Here is a 20,664-nt window from a genome sequence, read left to right on the forward strand (position 1 = left end):
TTCCTGGTCGAGTGAAAGAACAAAACCAGACCTTATTTGGGAACTTGCTGATAAAAGAAAAATGATAAATAAACCGAGCTATCGCAAATTTTTCTTGGTGGTAAATGCCGTCGAACCAGATAAGTCTAACCTGGCTGCGTAGCTTTGAAGCCGCGGCCCGACATCTGAATTTTACCAGTGCAAGCGTCGAATTGGGGCTGACGCAGGCTGCCGTCAGCCTGCACATCCGATCGTTGGAACAGCAGTTGCAGCACAAGTTATTTGTGAGGCGCGCAAGACACCTGTCTCTCACAGAGCTTGGTCAGGCTTATTGCTCAACTGTCCGGCAGGCGCTTGCTGATATCGATATGGCCTCGGCAAACCTTTTCGGGTCGATGGCGACGAAGACAGTTACGATCAAGGCGCCGATATCGACCGCTTCACTTTGGCTTGCGCCCCGTCTTCCGTCGTTCAAGAAAGACCACCCGACGATAAATCTTCGCCTTGTGACAAATATCTGGACCGAGACCACCAATTTAGAAGAGATCGACGTAGAGCTGCGTTTGGGTCGTGGCAACTGGACCGACGCACTCTCCGAGAAACTCTCTGATGAAACGATCGTCCCGATATGCGCCAAAGGCCGGAAGAACAGTGCAAAGCAAGTGCAGAATCTGCTGTCTGGTCCATTTGTTCACATATTGGGCCATGAAGGCCATTGGGAAAGATACTTGAGCGCATATGATTGCACCAAGCCGCAAGACGCCCCGCAATACCTGGTAGACACAACCATTTCTGCGCTGCAACTTGTCGCGAGTGGCGGTGGCTATGCCCTAGTGTTCTCGCGACTGGTTAATACCGAAAATGGGCTCGCCTCGGGCGTTCGATTTGCCGGCAAACCGTTGCCACACCCGGATGCACATTTCCTAATGCAACCTGTTTCCAAAAAAGCTGTACGACCAGAGGTCGAGATCTTTGTGGACTGGTTGCGTAAGCAGTTTAAAGAAGATGTTTGATCTTGGGATGAAAACAGATTTTGCAGCGAGAGGGACGGTTTTGTCGACCACGATCTGCAACGGAATGTCCTTGTTGACCAATGCCTCCGCGAAGAATTGCTTCACGGCCGCGGTATCGCGACTTTCAGGCGGCATAAAATCAAGGGTTTCCCCGTCGCGATCAACCGCACGATACCGATACATCCAATGGCCGCGCACTTTGAGATAGGATTCGTCCATGCGCCATGAAACTCCACTAGAGTGCTTACGTTTATGCGTCTCAATCTTGACCTAGGGTGAGAATTTCACCACCCAATCTGCAGATTGACTCACGCATCATGCCGGTCGGGGTTATTCCAGGCAATCAAGTTGAAAAGTTTGCGGCAGAGCCTGCAGGAGAAATTCCACCTGACTAAACCGGCAACGCGGTGCTTCAGGTGCCACTAGATGCGTTGAAAGATTAACTGCCGGGATTGCTGGTTTCTGCCAGCTCGTGAACAGGTGGCATTTGGTCGGGTAACCGATTTCAATGGCCAAAAAGTGCTGCATAGAGTCCGAATGCCCCGACGGCGATGAGGCTGAGTGCCCAAACGACATCAAGATTGAACCATGTCTTTGAGAGGAACCTGAGCCCCAGCCAAAGGTAGATCACAACTGCGATGGTGCCGCCAGCAATTGTCATCGACAACGTGTGTACTGCTGCAACAAGAAACGCAGTCGTCACGTTGCTGCTCATAAGTGTTTGTGCTGCGGCATGACCGGTTTCGTTCGCTCCAATCGCACAGATGCCCAGAAAAATCGGCACCAGCATCAAACCAGCCCCATGCGCCATCGCAGCGAGGAATGACCAGAGCGCCAACCGGGCAGGGTGCACGCGCGCCAGAATTTTCGGATGTCTTCGGTTGATCAGCAGATAGAGGCCCATGGCGATAACCAAAAGCCCGGCGACCACGCGGATTTGAACTTCCCACTGAACAAGGAACATCATCAGTGAGAATGGCAACAAGATGCCAATCATCGCGAGGAAATGCCCCGTGGCCAACATTGCCAGCGCTTTTGGCAGGGCGCTGTGCTTTCGCTCCATCAACGCCGCCGAAACGGCCAGCGGCCAACCCATGCCGGGGTTGATACCGTGGTAGAGTCCAGAAAAAATGACAGCCCACCAAAGGGCTGTCATTGTTGTTATGTCGCCCATTTCTTAGACGGACGGATAGCAGAAGCTGTCGGTCGAACAGTCACCGCCTTCCAGGCGAATTTGGTGACTGCGCAGACCTTTGGGGAAGTCGACATAAAAGTCATTGTTCAGCGTCAGCCCCCCGTTTTCGCCCACATCGGCCATCACCATTTGTCCACCTTCGTCGTCGGGATAGAACTGGTTGTCCCAGGTGGAGTAAAGCGAGTTGGTCCAGTAGACGCGCTTGCCGTCGCGGCTGATTTCAACCATTTGCGGGCCATAGGCAAAATCCTTACCGTTGGAGTGCTTGGTACCGCGGGCGATGCCGCCCTGCTCGACTTTTCCGGTCAGCTTCGGGTTCATCGGGTCGCTGACATCGTATTGATGCATCTCGCCCAGCCCCCAGCACGCAACATAGAGGTATTTGTCGTCTAGGCTCAGGTCGATATCGGTGACCAGCGGCGGCACGGCCTCGAACCCTTGCAACAGTGGCGGCAGGTTCTCGGGCTTTTCGGGGCGCGGGTTGATGGTGATCGTTTTCTTGGACTGCCATTTGCCGTCGTCACCGCGCCACCATGTGAAAATGGCGCCTTGCAGGTTGGTGGTGTCCACCACGACACCACAGAAACCATAAGATTTTGTCGGGTCATGCGCAGGGCGAATTTCCAGTGCCATCTGGTAATTGTCGCCGAAATCCATCGTCTGGATATTCTTGCGCGCGCGCAAGTCCCAGAAGTGGATCGAATGGCCATACTTGTTCGACAACAGGTCCTCGGGCACTACGCCGTTTTCAAACTGCGGCGGCAAACCCCATTCGGAACTAACCATGTAGTCCTGCGGCAGGTTCCACCAGAAATCATAGTGCTTGTCCTGCTTGCCGCGATCCATCTCGTATTGCCCGATAATTTCGAACGTCTCGCAATCCATGATGAAGATGCCCGGAGGTCCGTCTGTACCGTCTTCGCCGCCACCTCCAAGGCAGGAAACATAGATCCCTTCGGGACCGCAGTGGATGGTGTGCGGGCGCGAATAACCGGTTTTTGCAAATAGTTCTTCGGGTTCGATCGTCTTGTGGATCTTGGCCTTCAACGGGTCTTTCACGTCGATGACGTAAATACGTGAGGATCGGATTCCAGGTACGATCAGATAACGTCGTTCCAGAAAGGCGTGTCCGGTCAGAGGAGACAGAGATGATGAACAGGCGTTCCAGCCGAAATGGTGAAATTCGTCGCCTTTGTTGGGGACAATGACCTGATGTACGATCTGGCCATAGGTGTCGGAGTCCGGTTTGAGGTCAATGACCGCGATGCCATCAGATTGCGATCCGTCCGGGCTGAGCATTACAGTGAAGGCGTAGTTTTCCACCGGTGCCTGCATTGCAAGCTTAGGCGAGGCGTGAAACGTTGGATCTGGTCTCAGGTTCATTTGGTTTCCTCCGGTTTGTTGAATTTTTCCTATTCTCAGTGTCATCCTTTTGGCCAAAAGGGCCGGTAGTTATTCGTTTCCTTATGTATCCGTTACGTTGCACAGCTGGATTGCGCCACTGACCTTCTTGGACAAGCCTTTCAGTTTCTCGCCGATCTCGATGCGGTATTCGGTGCGGAACCGGCGAATGGGGCCAACCGCACCAATACTGAACGTAGCTCCGATGTTGCCGATCGATACCGGTGCCGCAACGCTGGCAATTCCGATGTCGATTTCCTGATCACAATCGGCAAAGCCGCGTTCGCTAATTATCTCGAATTCGCGACGTAGCTCATCTTCGGACGTCTTGGTGTGTTCAGTATACGCCTTCAGGCTCCCTGACATGATGCTTTCGCGAAATTCCGGTTCCGCAAAGGCGGCAATGGCTTTCGAGCACGAGCAGGCATGCATGGGACGTACGCCCAAGCCCGGATGAATGAAGGCACGAGCGGGATCATCGGGTGTTTCTACGTGGATGATTTCAACTTTGTTGTCGCGAAAGCGCGCAAGAAAAACCGTTTCATTAAAATTTGTCGCTGCGAGGCGCATGAGGGGGGCTGCACAGCGCCGGACATCGGCATCGGACTTTCCGAGCAAGGCAATCCTGATCATCCGCTCTCCAATGATGTATTTTCCGTCATCAGAGGGTTCGTCGAGGAGATTTTGTTCAACAAGTGACTGAATGAGCCGGTAACATGTGGGCTTGGGCAGATCGGTTGCACGTTGAACCTCTGCCACCGAAACAGGGCGTCCGACGACTGCGATGATTTCAAGTATCTGGATCAGACGTTCTAGGTGCATATTAATTAAATTCTCACAATACGAGACTGTATATCGAATGATGGGAATCTTTCGTCCAAACGCAAGTATAATCTTTGGGAAATCTATATGCGGACAATGGCGGTGGCTGCGATTGAGACCGAAAAATTCCTTGAGATCATTGAGGTGGAGCTAGATGGATCACAGACTGGCGAAGCCCTGATAGAGATCTATGCGACGGGGACTGTAGCTGTTACCAACCCGGCCGAGGCCGAAATTGAGTGAACCGGTTTCGCGTCGGATAGGGCGGGATAGGCCCAACGCTATTCAAAGGTTACGACCTGTTGGCGCGGTTCAGATCATCAGTGTCGACCCAATGCATGCACCTAAGTAGATCCGTGCGGTTGTTGAATTCTGGCAAGGAAAGTTACCGACTTCATCTTTACTGAAGTTAATTAAAGCTAATTGAGTTTGACTGATATCACCCTCTAGCTGCATTCTGCTCTGAATCGGAATTGCCGAATTTGGAGCCAGACGTGACCACTTCTGAACCTGATCGCGTCGTTTCAGTCGGCGAGCAATGCTCGCCTGCCAGATGTGAACCGTCGGTAATCCTTGAATGTGCCGCTACCGGAGACGTAGCGCTAACCGCCACGCTGCATGAGAAGATCGGCACGTGTGTACGAACCAAAGGCCCGTCGGGTTCATGGTACAAAGCCAACTAACCTGTGCGGAAAAATAATGAAAAAGTGACAACTGGGAGGAACCTTATGTCATTACCTGAACCATTTACGGATCTAGAGATAGAAACGGCGGATGCCGGTTTCTATGAGAATTACAGCGTACCGATCGCGCTGATCAGCAAGGGCATCATGGTTGCCCTTGTACTGTGGGCGCTTGTCTTCCCGGCCAATGCCAACAGCACCCTCGGTAGCTGGAATGGCAAGCTGTTGGAAATTTTCAACAGCTTCTACGTTGTCATTGTTGGCCTGTTTGCCATCTTCCTGGTGATTGTGGCGATCCTGCCGTCGACAGGGAAGCGGGTCATGGGAACACCTGGCGAAAAGCCCGAGTTCTCGAACTTCTCGTGGTTCTCGATGATGTTTGGCGCCGGTCTGGGTGTCGGCCTGATGGTCTTTGCGACCGCTGAACCGCTGGGCCTGTGGGGATCAAACCCCGAGGTCGTCTCCGGTGCAGTTGCTGGCAACGATCCCGAATCCGTTCAGTCGGCCTATCGGTACACGTTCCTGCACTATGGCTTCCACGCCTGGGCAATCTATGTGGTGACCGGCCTGTCGCTGGCCTATTACGCCTATACCCGTGACATGCCTCTGACCATTCGCGCGGCTCTGACACCGCTGTTCGGTCGTTTGATGAACGGTTTCCTTGGCCATGTGGTCGACGTTCTGGGCGTTGTTGCAACGATCCTGGGTGTGTCCGTGACTATCGGTTTTGGCGTCAGCCAGTTCATCGACGGTCTCTATGCCATCACCGGCATGGAATGGATCATGGACTTTGGCGGAGATGTTCCGACGCCAAGCAAAGTTGGTCTGATTGCAGGCCTGGTCGTTATCATGGGCTTGTCCATCATTTCGGCTGTCTCAGGTGTTGGCCGGGGTGTTAAATACCTGTCGAACCTGAACCTTGTCCTGTCGATCATCCTGCTGGGCACGTTTGTGATCTTCGGGTCGTTCGTCTTTGCCATGACCACCTATGGTACAGCACTGGTTGACTACCTTCTGAACTTCCTCTCGCTGAGCTTTGGGGCCTATGGTCCGCTATCAGCCGAGGCCTTTGCGGCGGCTCTGCCCGCCGAAGCGCAGGCACATGCGGATGCCCTGATGGGTGGCGCAACCAATGCCTGGGGCAGCTTCGATGGGTTCAAGAGCGGTCTCGAAGGTGCAGCAGCTGAGCTGGACGAGGCCACGCTGGCCGCGGCATATGCCGCTGGTGAACAGGGTCGTCAATTCGGCTGGCAGGCTGGTTGGACCACGTTCTACTGGGCCTGGTGGATCGCGTTCTCGCCGTTCGTGGGTCTGTTCCTTGCGCGCATCTCCAAAGGTCGTTCGGTACGTGAGTTCATTCTGGGCTGTGTCTTCGCACCGGCGCTGGTGTGCTTCGCCTGGATGACTGTACTGGGTGGCACCGCGATTGATCTGGAACTGGCCGGTGCCGCAGAAGGCGCGATCATTGGTGCCTCGAACACTAACAAGCTGTTCGTGACCCTGTCCTACATGATCGACGGAGGGCTGCTGTCCATGCTGAACGTCATGTGCGTGATCCTGATCATGACCTTCCTGGTGACCTCAGCTGACTCGGGCATTCTGGTGATGAACACCATCATGTCCGGCGGCAGCCAGGAGACCGGCATCAAGCACCGCATCATCTGGGGGGTGATCCTGACGGCTGTGATCGGCGCGCTGATCCTTGCTGCAGGGGAAAACAACCCGATGGATGCGTTGCGCAACGCGATGATCATCGGTGCATTGCCATTTACCATGGTGATGGCCCTGATGATGGTCTCGCTGACCAAAGCGCTTTACCGCGACGGACAGCGTGACAAGCATGCTGACGCAAGCACACAGGCTGCCGAGTAATCAACCTATAGCGTTACGAACCTTGCGCCGCCCCTTTGATCGGGGGCGGCGTTTTCGTGCAGCGGTGGATTAAGTTCTGACCAGTGTTTCGTGCCAGACGTCAGACAGGCAGCATGTTTGCAGAAGCAGCACAAATGCTACTGCGCGCACATGGTATTGCCAGATCGGTGTTGATGCCTGGGTCATAATCCGCCTCTTCGCTGCAATCAGAGACGAACATTACCCGTTGCACGAGCTAGACTTGCGGCATTGTCAGTGCTGTCTCGAAGAACTGGTACGAATTGATCTCGTACAGCTTGGACGAAAAATTGCTATCGGAATTGGAGTCGGCACCTAAAGAACGATGCTGCCGCTTATGTCAATCCGGCGATTCAAACCTCGGTCAGGTGCTTTCTGACAGTTGGATCAATCCTATTACTTTGAATTGGGTAAATGCCACAAGCTGCGATCGCCTCGCGCGCAGTTACGCGTTCGTGCAGACGTTTCCAGATTGTTTTGGCTGCGTATGGATGGGGGTATGGGCGCCAAGCAACGCCCATGGTCATCCCTCGCAAATACTTCAGTTGCTGGCGATGCGCCGAGTACAAGATTGTATTGGAAACGCTGCCTTCGCGCGCGAGCTCGTGTTCGGTCACGAATATCCTGTTCCCGCGCATAGTTACAAAGCCTGCGTAGCGCGAAATCTGATGCATGCTCTTGTCTGGAGACGTGGCAATTTCACGGGACCGGATCGTGATTAGCCCTTCAACTTCCTGAATGCGGATCAATGAACAGAAGATTTTTCCTTCCCAAGATGGCGTGCAGAAATAGGAATGATAAAAACCTATGTAGCGCCTCAGGTTCTTCTGTTGCCCCCGGAAGGGTTCCAAAAACGCATCTGTGGGCGTTTTCCCAACTTGTGGCAGGACGCCTCTTAGCATTCGTTCGAAGCTTGCAGTTTCCTCGAAAAGCTGTGCTTCGGTCAGGTCGAAATGACGTGCAATGCGGCGCATGTTATGGGCAGAGGGCAGGCTGGAGCCATTCAAATAGCGATTGAATTGCTGTCTATTGACGCCGATTTCGCGGCAAATCTGCGAAATGTTTCCATGCTCTGCGCACAACGATCGTAAGTTGGCAGAAAAATACTCGGACACAAGAAAAACCTTTCGCGTTTTGACGCTATATCACTGCAAACTGCGTCAACTCGCATAAGATTGCACAATTTGATTTATCTGCAAATCGGTTTCTTCTTCAGCATCAGATCGTAACAGACAAGCTTCAGATGCCAATCGAAACAATCGAAAACACATGGATCACACTCGCCGATGGGCGACGGCTTGCGGCGCGCCTCTGGTTGCCCGAGACAGGCCCCACACCGGCCATTCTGGAATATCTGCCATATCGCAAACGTGACGGCACCGCGCCCAGAGACGAAACAACACACACGGTTTTTGCAAAGGCGGGCTATGCCTGTATTCGGGTCGACATAGCTGGCACCGGGGACAGCGAAGGGCAATTCGACGACGAATACTCGGAACAGGAACTGCATGATGGTGAGGAAGTCATAGCCTGGATTGCCGCGCAGGATTGGTGTGACGGCAATGTCGGGATGATTGGGATATCTTGGGGCGGGTTTAATGGTCTGCAGCTGGCCTTCAGGCAACCACCTGCACTGAAAGCCATCGTCAGTGTCGCTTCGACTGTGGATCGATATGCCGATGACATCCACTTCATGGGTGGGTGCCTGCTGAGTGACAACATGAATTGGGGCAGTCAGATGTTTGCCTATCTGACGCGCCCAGCTGATCCAGAGCTTCGAGCAGATTGGCGACAGGACTGGCTTGCCCGACTGCAAAACGTCCCATTCTCTTCTGCAGATTGGCTGCGACATCAGACGCGCGACCCATATTGGAAGCACGGCTCAGTTTGCGAGGATTGGACCGCGATCCAAACCCCTGTCTTGGCGATTACAGGCTGGGCAGATGCTTACGTCAATGCGCCTCCGGCTTTGGCAGCCAACCTGACGGCGCCAACCAAAGCTATCATTGGGCCGTGGGAACACCGCTATCCGCACATCTCAAAGCTTGATCCCGCAGATTTCCATTCCGAAGTCGTCGGATGGTTTGACCGCTGGCTGAAGGGACAACAAAACGGCGCCGAGGACTTGCCTGCCTATCGGACATACATGCAGGAACACTTCAATCCGACTGCGCAAAACGGTCCTCGGAAAGGTCGTTGGATTGCAGAGACGGCATGGCCGTCACCTCATGTCTCAGAACGGGTCTGGCATCTGGTTCCTGGTGGGTTTTCGCGCGACCCGGTGGTTGGTGCGGTCGCTGTGGCATCGCCTTGCTATGTTGGTGAAGACAGCGGATATTTCTGTGCGGGCATGCGTATCGACAATGAACTTGCAGGGGATCAGGCCGGTGATGATGCCTTATCGGTCTGTTTTGACAGCTCGCCGCTGCAAACACCGCTCGAGCTGCTGGGTCGGGCAAAGCTAAAGTTTCAGTTTTCAGTGGATCAGCCGGTTGCCCAGCTTGTCGCGCGGCTGTGTGATGTTTCACCCGAAGGTGTGTCACAGCGGATCAGCTATCGTCCGTTGAACCTGTGTCACTACCACAGTCATGAGACGCCGCAGGTCCTGCAACCAGGTGAGTTCTACGAGGCTGAAATCACGCTGAACGAATGTGCGCACCATTTGCGCGAGGGCCACGTTTTGCGACTGGCGTTGTCGACGTCTTATTGGCCGATTGTCTGGCCAGCACCTCAATCGGCCACGGTAACTTTACACTTGCTGGATTGTGCTCTTCATCTGCCGGTGCGCGAAGTTGCGCATGAAATTCAAGCCTCTGAACCCGGCCCGGCGCAGGCGTATCCGGTTCTGGCAGCTGAGCAGTTGCGTTTACCTTCAGCGCAATCAGAACGCACGGTGACGGAAAGCGGTTGCGTGGTTCTGGAGACGTTTGATGACTATGGTAAAACGCGCGATCCCTACCACGATCTGATTGTTGGTAGCGACGTACGCATGCTTTACCGCATTCACCCCGATGATCCGACAACCGCGTATTTCGAGACCGCTTGGAGTTTTTCGTTCGAGCGCGAAGAATGGCAGGTCGCCATCACGACCGAGTGCCGCATGACCTGTGACACCGAGAATTTCTATCTCTACCGCAAACTACGCGCCACTGAAGGCGCAAATGAAATCGAAGTCCTAACAAGGGAATGGTCCGAAACCGTTCCACGCGGACTTCTCTGACTTAATCTAAGGGAGGATACTATGAAGATCGAATGGACAAAGGCCAATGTTGGTCGCCGGAGGTTTCTGAAAGGTGCAACTGCGCTAGGGGCCGCTACAGCGCTTCCGATGGGGTGGGCGAACCGCGCGTTTGCAGCAGATGACGGTGTTCTGCGGGTGCGGGCTTATGGTGATGCACAGAACATGGATCCAGCACATTCCGTTGGTGTCGTTGAAGAAGAAGTGCATGCCTCCATCTACAACAAGCTGATCCAATACAAGCCGGGCGAGGAATGGGGTTGGCAAATGGATGCGGCAACTATGATCGAGCAGGTTGACCCGACCCATATCAAGTTCGCATTGCGTGACGATATTGGATTCACCAACGGATTTGGCGCAATGACTGCTGAAGACGTCAAATTCAGCATGGAACGGATCGTGGACGACACGACCGACAGTCCGAATAAGCCCGACCTAGGGCCATTCAGCCATGTTGAAGTGACAGGAGACCGTGAAGGGACAATCGTTCTGAACAGCCCGTTTGCCCCGATCTGGTCGATTGCCCTGCCGTATATTACTGGAAACATCGTCTCGAAGGCAGCGGTCGAAGCCGCCGGTGGCCGGATCGGTGCTGATCCGGTTGCGGAATCCGGCCCGTATCTGCGAGACAGTTGGTCGCCCAAAGAAAAGACCGTTCTAAAGCGCAACCCTGACTGGAAAGGGGATGCCCCCGCTTGGGATACCGTCGAGATCTATCCGATCGATGATGAAAACACGGCCGAGATTGCGTTCGAGGCAGGCGAGTTGGACGTAACTCGCGTGTCGCTGGGCTCGGTTGAGCGGTATCGCGCCGGGGTTCCCAATGGTGGGTCGCTGGTTGAGAAACCCTCGCTTTACTATGTCTGGATGGGCATGAACGTCGAGCATCCAAAGCTGCAAAATCAAAAACTGCGGCAGGCGATTCAGCACGCAGTGGATGTTCCGAGCATCCTGGAGGCAGCATATTTTGGAGCTGCTGAACCGGCTACCGGCATCATCGCACCGGGCCTTGCTGGCCATCGGCCATCTTCGCTTGTACCACCTGAGGCGAACTTCGAGAAAGCCACGCAGTTGCTCGCGGAATCCGGTGAAACCAATGTCACGCTAACCCTCGATACGTTGAACAAGACGACCTTTACAACAACTGCACAGATTATTCAGGCGACGCTGGCGCAGATCGGAATCACGGTTGAGGTTAACGTTCTGGAATCTGGGGCATTCTGGGCGTCTGGTGACAATGAGAACCTACAGCTTGTTCTGAACCGTTTCTCGATGACGCCTGATCCGTATTATGCGACGTCGTGGTTCACACCAGAACAGATCGGGAAATGGAACTGGGAACGGTTTAACAGCCCGGAATTTAACGAAATCCATGAATCTGCGGCTGCTGAAACGGACATCTCAAAGCGAGCTGAAATGTATCAGCGTGCGCAGGATCTGATGGAAGAAAGCGGTGCTTATCGCTTTATCACTCACGAGGCGACACCGGTTATTCACAGCGCACGCGTCATTCCAGCTCTGCGGCCAGATGGCCTGTCCCTGCTTCGCTATTTTGGCAAGGCGACCTGATCTCCCCAGGTCGACCGGGTGCGGCGGGTGCGTAACGCTCGCCGTACCAACACCAACGCCATCAAGCCAAAAGGAGCCAGTTGGCCATGCTGAAATTCGCAACCCGTCGCTTCGGGCTGTCGCTGCTTATCCTGTTCGTGGCGGTCACCGTCATGTTCCTGATGATCCGCGCCGTGCCAGGCGACCCGGTCCAAATCATGCTCGGCCCACGCGCCACGCCCGAGCTTCAGGCCCAACTCACAGTAGCGTTGGGGCTGGACCAGCCAATCTGGAAACAGCTTTTGATTTTTTACGGAAACCTCTTGCAGGGTGACTTGGGAACCGATGTCTTTTCGGGTCGTTCCGTGACTGACATCGTGTTCCAGCAACTACCATTCACATTGGAACTGATTTTCGCGTCGATCCTGTGGTCAGCTACGCTGGGCATCGCACTCGGCGCCTATGCGGCTGCGCATCCCAATACGTTGATCGACCGAGTTGCCGCCGCGATATCTGTCAGTTTTGTGGCCGCTCCGGCCTTTGTTGTCGCGCTCTTGGCTCTTTTGGTTTTTGCAGTGCATCTACAATGGTTTCCCGCGATCGGTGCCGGGGAAGGCTTCCTTGACCGTCTTGACCATTTGGTCCTGCCCGCCTTTGCCATCGGGCTCAGTTGGGTTGGCTATATTGCCCGGTTGGTACGCGCCTCGATGCTGGAGGTTATGGGTGAAAGCCATGTCCGCACGGCCCGAGCCTTTGGTATCGCCGAACGTCGCGTGGTCATGGTGTACGCGCTGCGGATCGCCATTTTGCCCGTGGTTACCGTGATCGGTGTTGGGATGGGTTTTCTTCTCAGCTCGGCGGTTTTCGCTGAAATCGTCTTTGCCCGACCTGGTTTGGGCAAACTGGTCATCGACAGCATTACGACCCGAAACTACCCGATTGTGATGGGCTCTGTCCTAGTATCAACAGCTTTGTTCGTGGTGTCGACCGCATTGGCCGATCTGATCAATGCGCTGCTTGATCCACGCGCGCGCACGGCTCATTGAGGAGGCAGGCACATGGAAAAATCTCGTTCCGAAATGGGCCAGATCATAGTCGGCGTTGCGCGCGACCCGCTTGGTCTCATGGGCTTAATCATCGTCGGTGTCATCGTTTTCTGCGCAATCTTTGCGTATTGGATCGTACCCTATGATCCGATTGCGATGGATATCAAATCCCGCTTGCAGGGACCGTCCACAGCACACCTGCTGGGCACAGATCAGTTAGGGCGCGATACGTTTTCGCGGGTCATCGCGGGGGGCCAAGTTGCGCTCAAGGTGGCATTGCCCGCCGTGTTCGGAGCAATGGCGATTGGCCTGACACTGGGCATGATTGCAGGGTATGGGCCGAAATGGCTCGATAATCTTCTAATGCTGTTCTTCGATACCATCCGGTCCTTTCCGACAGTGATGTTCGCGCTGGCCGTTGTGGCCCTGATCGGGCCCAGTCTGCAGACGGTCGTGTTTGTCGTCATGGCGACCTCGATCCCAACATATGGGCGCGTGGCGCGGACCCAAACGCTGACACTCCGCAACTCTGAGTTCATCCTGGCTGAACGTTCAATGGGGGCCAGCATGGCGCGCATTCTAGGCGTTCATATGCTGCCCAACATCATTGGCGTTCTGGCTGTGTTGGCAGCCATGGATATCCCCACAGTCATCGCGCTTGAGGCCGGCCTGTCCTTCCTGGGTCTGGGCGTTAAGCCTCCGACCCCGAGCTGGGGTGCTTTGCTTAAGGATGGCTATTCCCTGATCCGCCAAACTCCTTGGTTGGTTGTTGGCGGAGGCCTGCCGATCATTCTGGCAACGCTTGGCTTCACGTTTCTGGGTGAAAGCCTGCGCGATGTAGTTGACCCGAAACTGAGGAAACAGCGATGACCGAGACACTTCTGGAAATCGACCAGCTTTGCGTCGATTACGAAACAGGCCGTGGCGACCTCAGGGCATTGAGGGACATCACATTCAACGTCAACAAAGGTGAAATCGTTGGCATCGTGGGAGAGTCCGGTTGTGGTAAATCCACGTTGATCTCATCCATTCTGCGTTTGACCGCGCCCAATACCCGGTTCCGTGAAGGAGAAATTAGGTTCAAGGGGAAGGATTTGCTGCAAGCCTCTGAGCGGCACATGCGGGGCCTGCGCGGGGCGGATATATCCATCGTCTTTCAGGATCCGATGCAAACGCACAACCCGGTTCTGACTATCGGTCAGCAGATGCTGGATATTCAGCACCGATCCAGACAGTCCAAGGCTGACAAGTTGGCGCACGCGGCCAAAATGTTGGGCGCTGTTGGCATTCCTGACCCTGAGGCGCGTCTGGCGCAATATCCGCATGAATTCTCTGGCGGGATGCGTCAACGGATCGCCATCGCGATGGCGTTGATGTCCGAACCTGATCTTTTGATTGCGGATGAGCCGACAACTGCACTGGATGCGACACTGGAGGTGCAGATCATTGAGCGCCTGCAAGAGCTGCAGCGCGAGTTTCACTGTGCCATCCTATTCATCTCGCACCATTTGGGCGTGATCGCGGAACTCTGCGACCGGGTTGTTGTGATGTATGCTGGCGCAGTTGTTGAAAGCGGGGACGTGCGGGAGATTTTCCACAATCCTAAACACCCTTACACACGCCGACTGATCGAATGCGACCCCGGTCACATCAAAGAGCGTGCCCGTGTATTGCCAACCATTCCCGGTGAAGTGCCCGATTTGGCAAACCTGCCGGGGGGCTGCATTTTCAGGGATCGTTGTGATCAGGCCATGGCGCGCTGCGCCACCGAAGTGCCGCCACTGGATCAATTGAAAGAAGGCCATCACGCTGCGTGCTGGCTGAACCATCAGGAGGTCGCATCATGAGCTTGCTGAACGTTGTGGACCTCAATACCAGCTATGGCCCGGTCAATGTACTGGCGGGTGTCAGCTTTACCGTAGAACCCGGAGAGACTTACGCGCTGGTTGGTGAAAGTGGGTCTGGTAAAACCACGGTCATTCGCGCCATTGCCGGGTTAGCACCTGCGCAAGATGGCTCGGTCACCTTCGAAGGTCAGGAAATTCGGGGCGCACCCGAAAGTGTCATGCGCCCGTTGCGCAAAGACATGGCGATGATGTTTCAAGACCCGGTTGGAAGCCTGTCGCCGCGTCTGACCATCCGCAGTCTGATTACCGAGCCTTACCGCATTCAGGGCATGAAAGACCGTGACATGGACGCCGAAGCCAAGCGCCTGTTGGAAATGGTCAACTTGCCCACGCATTTCGCGGACCGCTATCCTTATCAGCTATCTGGTGGCCAAGCTCGGCGTGTGGGTGTGGCACGTGCACTGGCACTGGAACCCAAATTGATCCTTGCGGATGAGCCCACTGCAGGTCTCGATGTGTCGGTTCAGGGCGAGCTGTTGAACCTGCTCAACGACCTGCGCGAAAGGCTGGGGCTGGCGATGGTGATTATCACGCATAACCTTAGCGTCGTACGCCATGTGGCTGACAGAATGGGCATCATGTATTTGGGCCGATTGGTTGAAGAAGGTACAACCGAGGCCATCTTTAACGAGCCGCGCCATCCCTATACCCGCTGCCTGCTGAGTGCCAACCCAGAGCCGGACCCGGATGCGCGGTTGGAACGGATCGCTCTTAAAGGTGAGCCCCCCAGTTTGCTCAAACGCCCGTCCGGTTGTGAGTTCCGCGAGCGTTGTCCCTTTGCCAAGGATATCTGCACCCAGACTCCGGAATGGGAAGTAAATGGCGGCCACGGGCTGCGTTGTCTGGCACCGCTGTCTTAGTAGGAAACCCAATGCCAAGCACACTATATTTTAACGGCACAATCCTGACTATGGATGCACAGAACTCCTCTCCAGAGGCTGTTCTGACCGAGGGCAAAAGAATTCAGGCCGTCGGTGCTGAAGCAGATCTGCGCGCACGCATGCCGGCTGACTCACATGAGTATAACCTTCAGGGTCGTACACTGATGCCGGCGTTTATCGACCCGCACGGGCATTTCCCGGATCCAGGGTTCATACGGCTGTTCCGTGTCGACTTATCTTCGCCTCCTTTAGGGGACTGCAAACACATGGCGCAGGCGTTGACTAGGATTCGGGAAAAGGCTGGCGAGACGCCCGAGGGTGAGTGGGTCATGGGCGTGTTGTTTGATAATACTGCCATTCGCGAAGGCCGCATGCCCACGCGGGCTGAGCTGGACGATGTATCACAGCGTCATCCAATCTGGGTTATTCATGCGTCGGGGCACTGTGGCGTAGCCAATTCTGTTGCCCTTCAGAAGCGCGGGTTAACCTGTCAAACACCTGATCCAGAAGGCGGCCGCTTTGGCCGTGATCCTGAAACCGGAGCCCTGACGGGATTGATCGAAGGATTATCGGCCATGGGCGAGATGGGCGATACTGATTTCCTGATCGACCGCGAAAGGTTCTGGCAAGGCTTTGAGGCCTGTCGTGACGAATACCTATCCTATGGTGTGACCTATGCCCAAAACGCCTGGGCGTCGCAAACCATGTTGGAACACTTTGCCAGCCTGCCCGCGGATCTGGATCCGGGAATAGACATTGAGCTCTTACCCGTCGGAAGTCAGGAACCCGAATTGTCCGAGCATTGGATCGGTACGAACTGGCCCGACAACCCGCATTTCACTCTGGGTCCGCGCAAATTGTTCACGGACGGGGCTTTTCAGTTGCAGACCGCGTTTTTGTCTACCCCGTATTTCAAGCCTTCCGATCCCTGTCACCCTTGTGGGATGGTTTACACCTCACAAGAACAGTTAGATGCCGACGTCAGAAAACTTCATAGCAAGGGCTTGCAAATGCATTGCCACTGCAATGGTGATGCCGGTGCCGAGATGTTCATAGATGCGGTGGAAAAGGCGCTTATTGCGCATCCTCGCCAAGATCATCGCCACACCATTATCCACGGTCAGGTTCTGCGGGATGATCAGTTGGAGCGTATGGTCCAGCTTGGACTTACCGTCAGTTTCTTTCCGGCTCATATACATTTTTGGGGTGATCGCCACTACGATACATTCTTGGGGCCGCAGCGCTCCGAGCGGATATCCCCTGCGGCGTCTGCTGAGTGGTTTGGCTTGCGGTATACAATCCACAATGATGCCTCGGTCACGCCGACGCGTCCGATCCATCTGGCCCACTGTGCGGTAAATCGAAAATCCGTTTCTGGTCGCGTGCTCGGTGAAGATCAGAAGATCAGCGTTCTGTCAGCCTTACGCGCTCAGACCATCGACGCTGCTTGGCAAGTCTTCAAGGACGAGCAGCGCGGTTCTGTCGAACCGGGTAAAGTTGCTGACTTTGTTGTCCTTTCGCGTAATCCACTGCACGATCCGGACCGCCTGACAGATACGCGGGTGCTTGAAACGATCCGCAATGGCCAAAGTGTTTTTTCTGCACCCCATGCCGAAAAAGAAATCGAGCACACATGATGGCGACCAAGCGTATTGCGATCGCGGGTTTTCAGCATGAAACTAATTGCTTTGGTGTGACGCAGGCCGGTCTGCACGAGTTTGAGATGGCCGATTCCTGGCCCGGCATGTTGCACGGTGCGCAGGTGATATCGGAAACGTTTGGCATGAACCTACCTATCGCCGGTTTTGCGAAGGCTGCAGCGGCAGCAGGATTTGAAGTCGCACCAATCCTGTGGTGTTCCGCCGAGCCGTCTGCACATGTAACCGATCACGCATTCGAAACAATTTGCGAGATGTTGTTGGATCGCATCCGGGATGTGGGTGACATTGATGGCGTTTATCTCGATCTCCATGGGGCAATGGTCACCGAAAGCCTCGCTGACGGTGAGGGAGAGCTTCTGCGTCGTGTACGTGAAGTTGTGGGCTTCGAAGTGCCAGTGGTCGCAAGTTTGGACCTTCACGCCAACATCTCGGCTGAGATGGTCGACAATGCAGACTATTTGTCTGTTTTTAGAACCTATCCCCACTTGGATATGGCGGAAACGGGCGCACGATGCGTTCCTGTCCTGCAGCGGTTGCTAGCGGGCGAAACGCTCTACAAGGCTTTCCAACCGGTGCCTTACCTCATCCCTTTGCATGCGCAACATACGGGCTCCAAGCCATTCAGCGAGATCTATCAATTGCCGAAAAGATTTGAGAAGCAGGAAATTCTGGCAGAAATCGCCCTTGGCTTCACCGCTGCGGACTTCTCAGACACAGGCCCATCATGTCTTGCCTACGCGGCCACAGCCCAGAAAGCTGCTGCTGCCGCGGAAGAAGTCGTGCATTTGTTCGTATCTCGCGAAGCCGATCTTGATTGTTCAATGTTGTCTCTAGAGGAAACGGTTTCGATATGTCGCGAGAGGCGGGGAAAACCCATTGTTGTCGCAGATGTCCAGGACAACGCTGGTGCGGGCGGGACATCAGATACTACTGGCCTGCTGGCAGCACTGATTGAGGGCGGGACAAAGAGTGTCTTAATGGGTCTGTTCCATGACCCAGAAAGTGCAAAACAAGCCCATGCGGCCGGAGAAGGTGCACGGGTAAAACTTGCGGTCGGTGCAAAGTCCAACTTGGCTGGGCACGTTCCAGTCAAAGCAGAGTTTGAAGTTCTGGCTTTGGGTGATGGCCTTTGTCGCTATACCGGAAAAATGTATGGCGGTGGGATAGCTACGCTGGGCGAGACAGCTGCCCTACGTTTGGTTGGGCACGAGGCAAGTATTGACCTTGTTGTCACAAGTATACGGAACCAATGTCTTGATCGCGCGCATTTTACTCATATCGGATTAGACCCAACGAACTACGCGGTTATCTGTGTAAAAAGCACCGTACATTTCCGAGCGGACTTCGAACCTATTGCAGGAAATATCTGTTCCGTTTCTTCGCCAGGTGCCTTTCTCTGCAACCTGGAAGAAATCCCCTACACTTGTATCTCCAGAAGGCTGGTTAACACTCGCTGCGCTACCGTTGCCTCAACTGGCACAGGCTAGCGAATTCCGCTGATCTTGCGGGTCCATTATCATCTGTGAAGCGCGCCTTTTGCGGGCTGTGTGGGGTTTTGAGCGAGGCAGTTAACTGCCTCGCATTGTGCCCTTATTCTCGACGGCCAAATTCTAGGAGGTGATTTCGGCCAAGAGAATTTCAGCTCTCTGCCAGCAGACAATAGATAATCATCGTCATCCGCTCGGTTGGAATGTGAAACCAGGCGAACTTCTCAAAGACGGATAACGGATTTTGCGCCAGGACTTCATCCATGGACATGCCCGGATCGACGAGGGGTTTCATCGTGTCCTTGATCGCAAGCATCAAATCGACCGAAGCCTGCATGTCGAACTTGTTATGTACGTGTATCTTCGCGACCTAAACCCATCTCCTTGATCAGGCTGTCTGGATGTAGACTCCGTTCCTAGTGAGGATGTTTCGATCAGAGCCTGCAGATTTCCGATCAGATCACGGGAAATTTCAAAGACCGCATTGTACTTTCCTTTTCAACATAAGTTCCATTTCTTTCCCGCGCAGGGTATGTCAGGCCTGACCCAGCGAACCTGGTTCGTGAAAATGATAGAGGTCGTGAAGCAAACTATGGTCGGTGAATTGAGTTCCGAGCAGGCCGTGCGCGGCGCGATTCAGACGCATTCGAGGCGCGTCTGGCGGTTTGGGCTTGCCCTGTCGGGTGCTTCCGATGTGGCCGATGATCTGTTGCAGGCCACTTGCCTGCGTGCGCTTGAACGCCACCACCAGGTCACGTCATTTGAGCGGTTGGACAGTTGGTTGATGACGATCTGCCGTTCAATCTGGTTGAATGAGCTGCGTGCCCGCTCGGTCCGAAAAGCGCAGGCACTGTCGTTGACCCCAGAGTCAGAGCTGATTGCATCCGGACCGGACTCGGAAACGAATATATTCGCCGCCGAAGTGTTTACCCAAGTGATGCAGTTGCCAGAAGCACAGCGAGAAACGGTGATGCTGGTCTATGTCGAAGGCTATAGCTACCGCGAGGCCGCAGCATTGCTGGAGGTGCCAATAGGAACGATCATGAGCAGGCTGTCCAATGCGCGACAAAAACTGAAAGTCGTGATGCAGCATGAGGCGGCAGATGCCGTTCGACGGAGTCGCAAATGAAGTTTTCCGATGAAGTTCTCAAAGCGTATCTGGAAGGCAAAGCGAATGAAGCCGAGGCACAGGCGATAGAAGCTGCGGTTGCGGCCGAACCCGAGCTTGAGGCGCGCCTGATGGGGCTTGATCCATTCGCACCGGTGGTACAAGCGGTGTTTGAACATGTCCCGGCCGAGATGCCCCAGGTGGTTTTGTCTGACCCAAATGCCGAGATACAAACCAGTGGCGGTCCTCTGCGCCTGTTGGCCGTAGCTGCATCTGTCGCGGTGATTTCTGTGTCGGCCACATATTGGGTAACCAGGCCTCAGCCCATGGGGTGGGCTGAGCAGGCGGCGATCTATCAATCACTATATGCGGCGGACACGATCGCGGGGATGGACAGCTCGGAACAGGCGTTGACAACTCAGTTTGATCAGGCCGAGGCACAGCTGGGTCTGTCCCTGAGACGTGACACTCTTGAGGCGTTGCCGGGGATGGAATTGAAGCGTGCGCAGGTGTTGTCCTTCAGGGGCAAACCGTTGGTTCAAGTGGTCTTTGCGAATGAACAGGGCCAGCCTTTTGCCTTCTGTGTCATTCGTCAGGGTGAAGGCGCGCCAAGCAAGGATTTGAAAGAGGCAGTGCTCAGCGGGTTGGCGACGGCGACCTGGTCCAAAGACGGTTATGGCTATATGTTGATTGGTGACAGCGATCAGACTGACCTGGAAAGTAAGCTGGATATTCTGACCGCGACCTTTGCAAGCTGAGGCGGCGTCAAAAACGCCTTGTGAACCTGCGGAAATACCAGAAATAT

Annotated in this window: 19 protein-coding genes; 13 read left to right on the top strand and 6 right to left on the bottom strand. The window is 54.6% G+C overall.

The genetic code is table 11. The features are described 5' to 3' along the window. The first annotated feature begins 104 nt into the window (after nucleotides 1–104). Nucleotides 105–992 (top strand): LysR family transcriptional regulator, encoded by an 888-nt coding sequence (locus AC2FH9_RS06695; RefSeq protein ID WP_496871128.1) that lies wholly within the window; start codon nucleotides 105–107, stop codon nucleotides 990–992. Here AC2FH9_RS06695 and AC2FH9_RS06700 read toward each other — a convergent pair. The 4 genes from AC2FH9_RS06700 to AC2FH9_RS06715 form a co-directional block, all read right to left on the bottom strand. Next, nucleotides 903–1,211: a DDE-type integrase/transposase/recombinase gene (locus AC2FH9_RS06700; protein ID WP_496871129.1), complete on the bottom strand. Its 309-nt coding sequence runs from the start codon at nucleotides 1,209–1,211 to the stop codon at nucleotides 903–905. The genes AC2FH9_RS06695 and AC2FH9_RS06700 overlap by 90 nt on opposite strands. A gap of 286 nt (nucleotides 1,212–1,497) precedes the next feature. Next, nucleotides 1,498–2,148 (bottom strand): hypothetical protein, encoded by a 651-nt coding sequence (locus AC2FH9_RS06705; protein ID WP_496702083.1) that lies wholly within the window; start codon nucleotides 2,146–2,148, stop codon nucleotides 1,498–1,500. Nucleotides 2,149–2,169: 21 nt separating this feature from the next. Continuing rightward, the gene (locus AC2FH9_RS06710) at nucleotides 2,170–3,570 is read right to left on the bottom strand and encodes a selenium-binding protein SBP56-related protein (protein WP_496871130.1); all 1,401 of its coding nucleotides are present in this window, start codon (nucleotides 3,568–3,570) and stop codon (nucleotides 2,170–2,172) included. 81 nt (nucleotides 3,571–3,651) lie between these two features. Then, nucleotides 3,652–4,410 carry an IclR family transcriptional regulator gene (locus tag AC2FH9_RS06715; protein ID WP_282021716.1) on the bottom strand — a complete coding sequence of 253 codons (759 nt, stop codon included), beginning with the start codon at nucleotides 4,408–4,410 and terminating at the stop codon, nucleotides 3,652–3,654. Nucleotides 4,411–4,497: 87 nt separating this feature from the next. Here AC2FH9_RS06715 and AC2FH9_RS06720 point away from each other — a divergent pair, with 87 nt between their 5' ends. After that, on the top strand, nucleotides 4,498–4,653 hold the full coding sequence (locus AC2FH9_RS06720; RefSeq protein ID WP_282021717.1) for a hypothetical protein: 156 nt from the start codon (nucleotides 4,498–4,500) through the stop codon (nucleotides 4,651–4,653). Between the two features lie 485 nt (nucleotides 4,654–5,138). Continuing rightward, nucleotides 5,139–6,965, top strand: coding sequence for a BCCT family transporter (locus AC2FH9_RS06725; protein ID WP_496697191.1), 1,827 nt, complete (start codon nucleotides 5,139–5,141; stop codon nucleotides 6,963–6,965). A 371-nt stretch (nucleotides 6,966–7,336) separates the two neighbouring features. Here AC2FH9_RS06725 and AC2FH9_RS06730 read toward each other — a convergent pair whose 3' ends face one another. Next, complete coding sequence (locus AC2FH9_RS06730; RefSeq protein ID WP_281972993.1) at nucleotides 7,337–8,098, bottom strand: helix-turn-helix transcriptional regulator; 762 nt, start codon at nucleotides 8,096–8,098, stop codon at nucleotides 7,337–7,339. Between the two features lie 128 nt (nucleotides 8,099–8,226). Between AC2FH9_RS06730 and AC2FH9_RS06735 the strand changes: the two genes are divergently transcribed. The 8 genes from AC2FH9_RS06735 (at nucleotide 8,227) to AC2FH9_RS06770 (ending at nucleotide 18,751) form a co-directional block, all read left to right on the top strand. Then, nucleotides 8,227–10,203 (top strand): CocE/NonD family hydrolase, encoded by a 1,977-nt coding sequence (locus tag AC2FH9_RS06735; RefSeq protein WP_496871131.1) that lies wholly within the window; start codon nucleotides 8,227–8,229, stop codon nucleotides 10,201–10,203. Nucleotides 10,204–10,224: 21 nt separating this feature from the next. Next, nucleotides 10,225–11,790 (top strand): ABC transporter substrate-binding protein, encoded by a 1,566-nt coding sequence (locus AC2FH9_RS06740; RefSeq protein ID WP_496871132.1) that lies wholly within the window; start codon nucleotides 10,225–10,227, stop codon nucleotides 11,788–11,790. A gap of 86 nt (nucleotides 11,791–11,876) precedes the next feature. Next, complete coding sequence (locus AC2FH9_RS06745) at nucleotides 11,877–12,815, top strand: ABC transporter permease (protein WP_271948705.1); 939 nt, start codon at nucleotides 11,877–11,879, stop codon at nucleotides 12,813–12,815. A 12-nt stretch (nucleotides 12,816–12,827) separates the two neighbouring features. Beyond that, nucleotides 12,828–13,685 carry an ABC transporter permease gene (locus AC2FH9_RS06750; protein WP_281995038.1) on the top strand — a complete coding sequence of 286 codons (858 nt, stop codon included), beginning with the start codon at nucleotides 12,828–12,830 and terminating at the stop codon, nucleotides 13,683–13,685. Beyond that, nucleotides 13,682–14,662, top strand: a complete 981-nt coding sequence (locus AC2FH9_RS06755; protein WP_496871133.1) for an ABC transporter ATP-binding protein — start codon at nucleotides 13,682–13,684, stop codon at nucleotides 14,660–14,662. Before AC2FH9_RS06750 ends, AC2FH9_RS06755 begins: the two co-directional genes overlap by 4 nt. Beyond that, nucleotides 14,659–15,582 (top strand): oligopeptide/dipeptide ABC transporter ATP-binding protein, encoded by a 924-nt coding sequence (locus tag AC2FH9_RS06760; protein ID WP_142636099.1) that lies wholly within the window; start codon nucleotides 14,659–14,661, stop codon nucleotides 15,580–15,582. The genes AC2FH9_RS06755 and AC2FH9_RS06760 overlap by 4 nt, the downstream gene beginning before the upstream one ends. 11 nt (nucleotides 15,583–15,593) lie before the next feature. Further along, nucleotides 15,594–17,240: an amidohydrolase gene (locus AC2FH9_RS06765; protein ID WP_496871134.1), complete on the top strand. Its 1,647-nt coding sequence runs from the start codon at nucleotides 15,594–15,596 to the stop codon at nucleotides 17,238–17,240. Continuing rightward, complete coding sequence (locus tag AC2FH9_RS06770; protein ID WP_496871135.1) at nucleotides 17,237–18,751, top strand: M81 family metallopeptidase; 1,515 nt, start codon at nucleotides 17,237–17,239, stop codon at nucleotides 18,749–18,751. The genes AC2FH9_RS06765 and AC2FH9_RS06770 overlap by 4 nt, the downstream gene beginning before the upstream one ends. 151 nt (nucleotides 18,752–18,902) lie before the next feature. Here the strand turns inward: AC2FH9_RS06770 and AC2FH9_RS06775 are convergent, their stop codons facing one another. After that, nucleotides 18,903–19,088 (bottom strand): hypothetical protein, encoded by a 186-nt coding sequence (locus tag AC2FH9_RS06775; RefSeq protein ID WP_496871136.1) that lies wholly within the window; start codon nucleotides 19,086–19,088, stop codon nucleotides 18,903–18,905. A gap of 195 nt (nucleotides 19,089–19,283) precedes the next feature. On the opposite strand from AC2FH9_RS06775, the gene AC2FH9_RS06780 reads away from it, so the two are divergent. Further along, nucleotides 19,284–19,880 (top strand): RNA polymerase sigma factor, encoded by a 597-nt coding sequence (locus AC2FH9_RS06780; protein ID WP_246097204.1) that lies wholly within the window; start codon nucleotides 19,284–19,286, stop codon nucleotides 19,878–19,880. Beyond that, nucleotides 19,877–20,617, top strand: coding sequence for a hypothetical protein (locus tag AC2FH9_RS06785; protein WP_496871137.1), 741 nt, complete (start codon nucleotides 19,877–19,879; stop codon nucleotides 20,615–20,617). The genes AC2FH9_RS06780 and AC2FH9_RS06785 overlap by 4 nt, the downstream gene beginning before the upstream one ends. The last annotated feature ends 47 nt before the right edge of the window (nucleotides 20,618–20,664 follow it).

This window comes from Ruegeria sp. CDSC081, from assembly GCF_059610485.1.

Bases quoted from the DNA above. Each gene is read 5' to 3' on its own strand.
- AC2FH9_RS06705 (WP_496702083.1), bottom strand. From the start codon at position 2,148: ATGACAGCCCTTTGGTGGGCTGTCATTTTTTCTGGACTCTACCACGGT.
- AC2FH9_RS06695 (WP_496871128.1), top strand. From the start codon at position 105: ATGCCGTCGAACCAGATAAGTCTAACCTGGCTGCGTAGCTTTGAAGCC.
- AC2FH9_RS06745 (WP_271948705.1), top strand. From the start codon at position 11,877: ATGCTGAAATTCGCAACCCGTCGCTTCGGGCTGTCGCTGCTTATCCTG.
- AC2FH9_RS06740 (WP_496871132.1), top strand. From the start codon at position 10,225: ATGAAGATCGAATGGACAAAGGCCAATGTTGGTCGCCGGAGGTTTCTG.
- AC2FH9_RS06785 (WP_496871137.1), top strand. From the start codon at position 19,877: ATGAAGTTTTCCGATGAAGTTCTCAAAGCGTATCTGGAAGGCAAAGCG.
- AC2FH9_RS06780 (WP_246097204.1), top strand. From the start codon at position 19,284: ATGTCAGGCCTGACCCAGCGAACCTGGTTCGTGAAAATGATAGAGGTC.
- AC2FH9_RS06735 (WP_496871131.1), top strand. From the start codon at position 8,227: ATGCCAATCGAAACAATCGAAAACACATGGATCACACTCGCCGATGGG.
- AC2FH9_RS06715 (WP_282021716.1), bottom strand. From the start codon at position 4,410: ATGCACCTAGAACGTCTGATCCAGATACTTGAAATCATCGCAGTCGTC.
- AC2FH9_RS06725 (WP_496697191.1), top strand. From the start codon at position 5,139: ATGTCATTACCTGAACCATTTACGGATCTAGAGATAGAAACGGCGGAT.
- AC2FH9_RS06750 (WP_281995038.1), top strand. From the start codon at position 12,828: ATGGAAAAATCTCGTTCCGAAATGGGCCAGATCATAGTCGGCGTTGCG.
- AC2FH9_RS06765 (WP_496871134.1), top strand. From the start codon at position 15,594: ATGCCAAGCACACTATATTTTAACGGCACAATCCTGACTATGGATGCA.
- AC2FH9_RS06720 (WP_282021717.1), top strand. From the start codon at position 4,498: ATGCGGACAATGGCGGTGGCTGCGATTGAGACCGAAAAATTCCTTGAG.
- AC2FH9_RS06755 (WP_496871133.1), top strand. From the start codon at position 13,682: ATGACCGAGACACTTCTGGAAATCGACCAGCTTTGCGTCGATTACGAA.
- AC2FH9_RS06700 (WP_496871129.1), bottom strand. From the start codon at position 1,211: ATGGACGAATCCTATCTCAAAGTGCGCGGCCATTGGATGTATCGGTAT.
- AC2FH9_RS06710 (WP_496871130.1), bottom strand. From the start codon at position 3,570: ATGAACCTGAGACCAGATCCAACGTTTCACGCCTCGCCTAAGCTTGCA.
- AC2FH9_RS06770 (WP_496871135.1), top strand. From the start codon at position 17,237: ATGATGGCGACCAAGCGTATTGCGATCGCGGGTTTTCAGCATGAAACT.
- AC2FH9_RS06760 (WP_142636099.1), top strand. From the start codon at position 14,659: ATGAGCTTGCTGAACGTTGTGGACCTCAATACCAGCTATGGCCCGGTC.
- AC2FH9_RS06775 (WP_496871136.1), bottom strand. From the start codon at position 19,088: ATGCAGGCTTCGGTCGATTTGATGCTTGCGATCAAGGACACGATGAAA.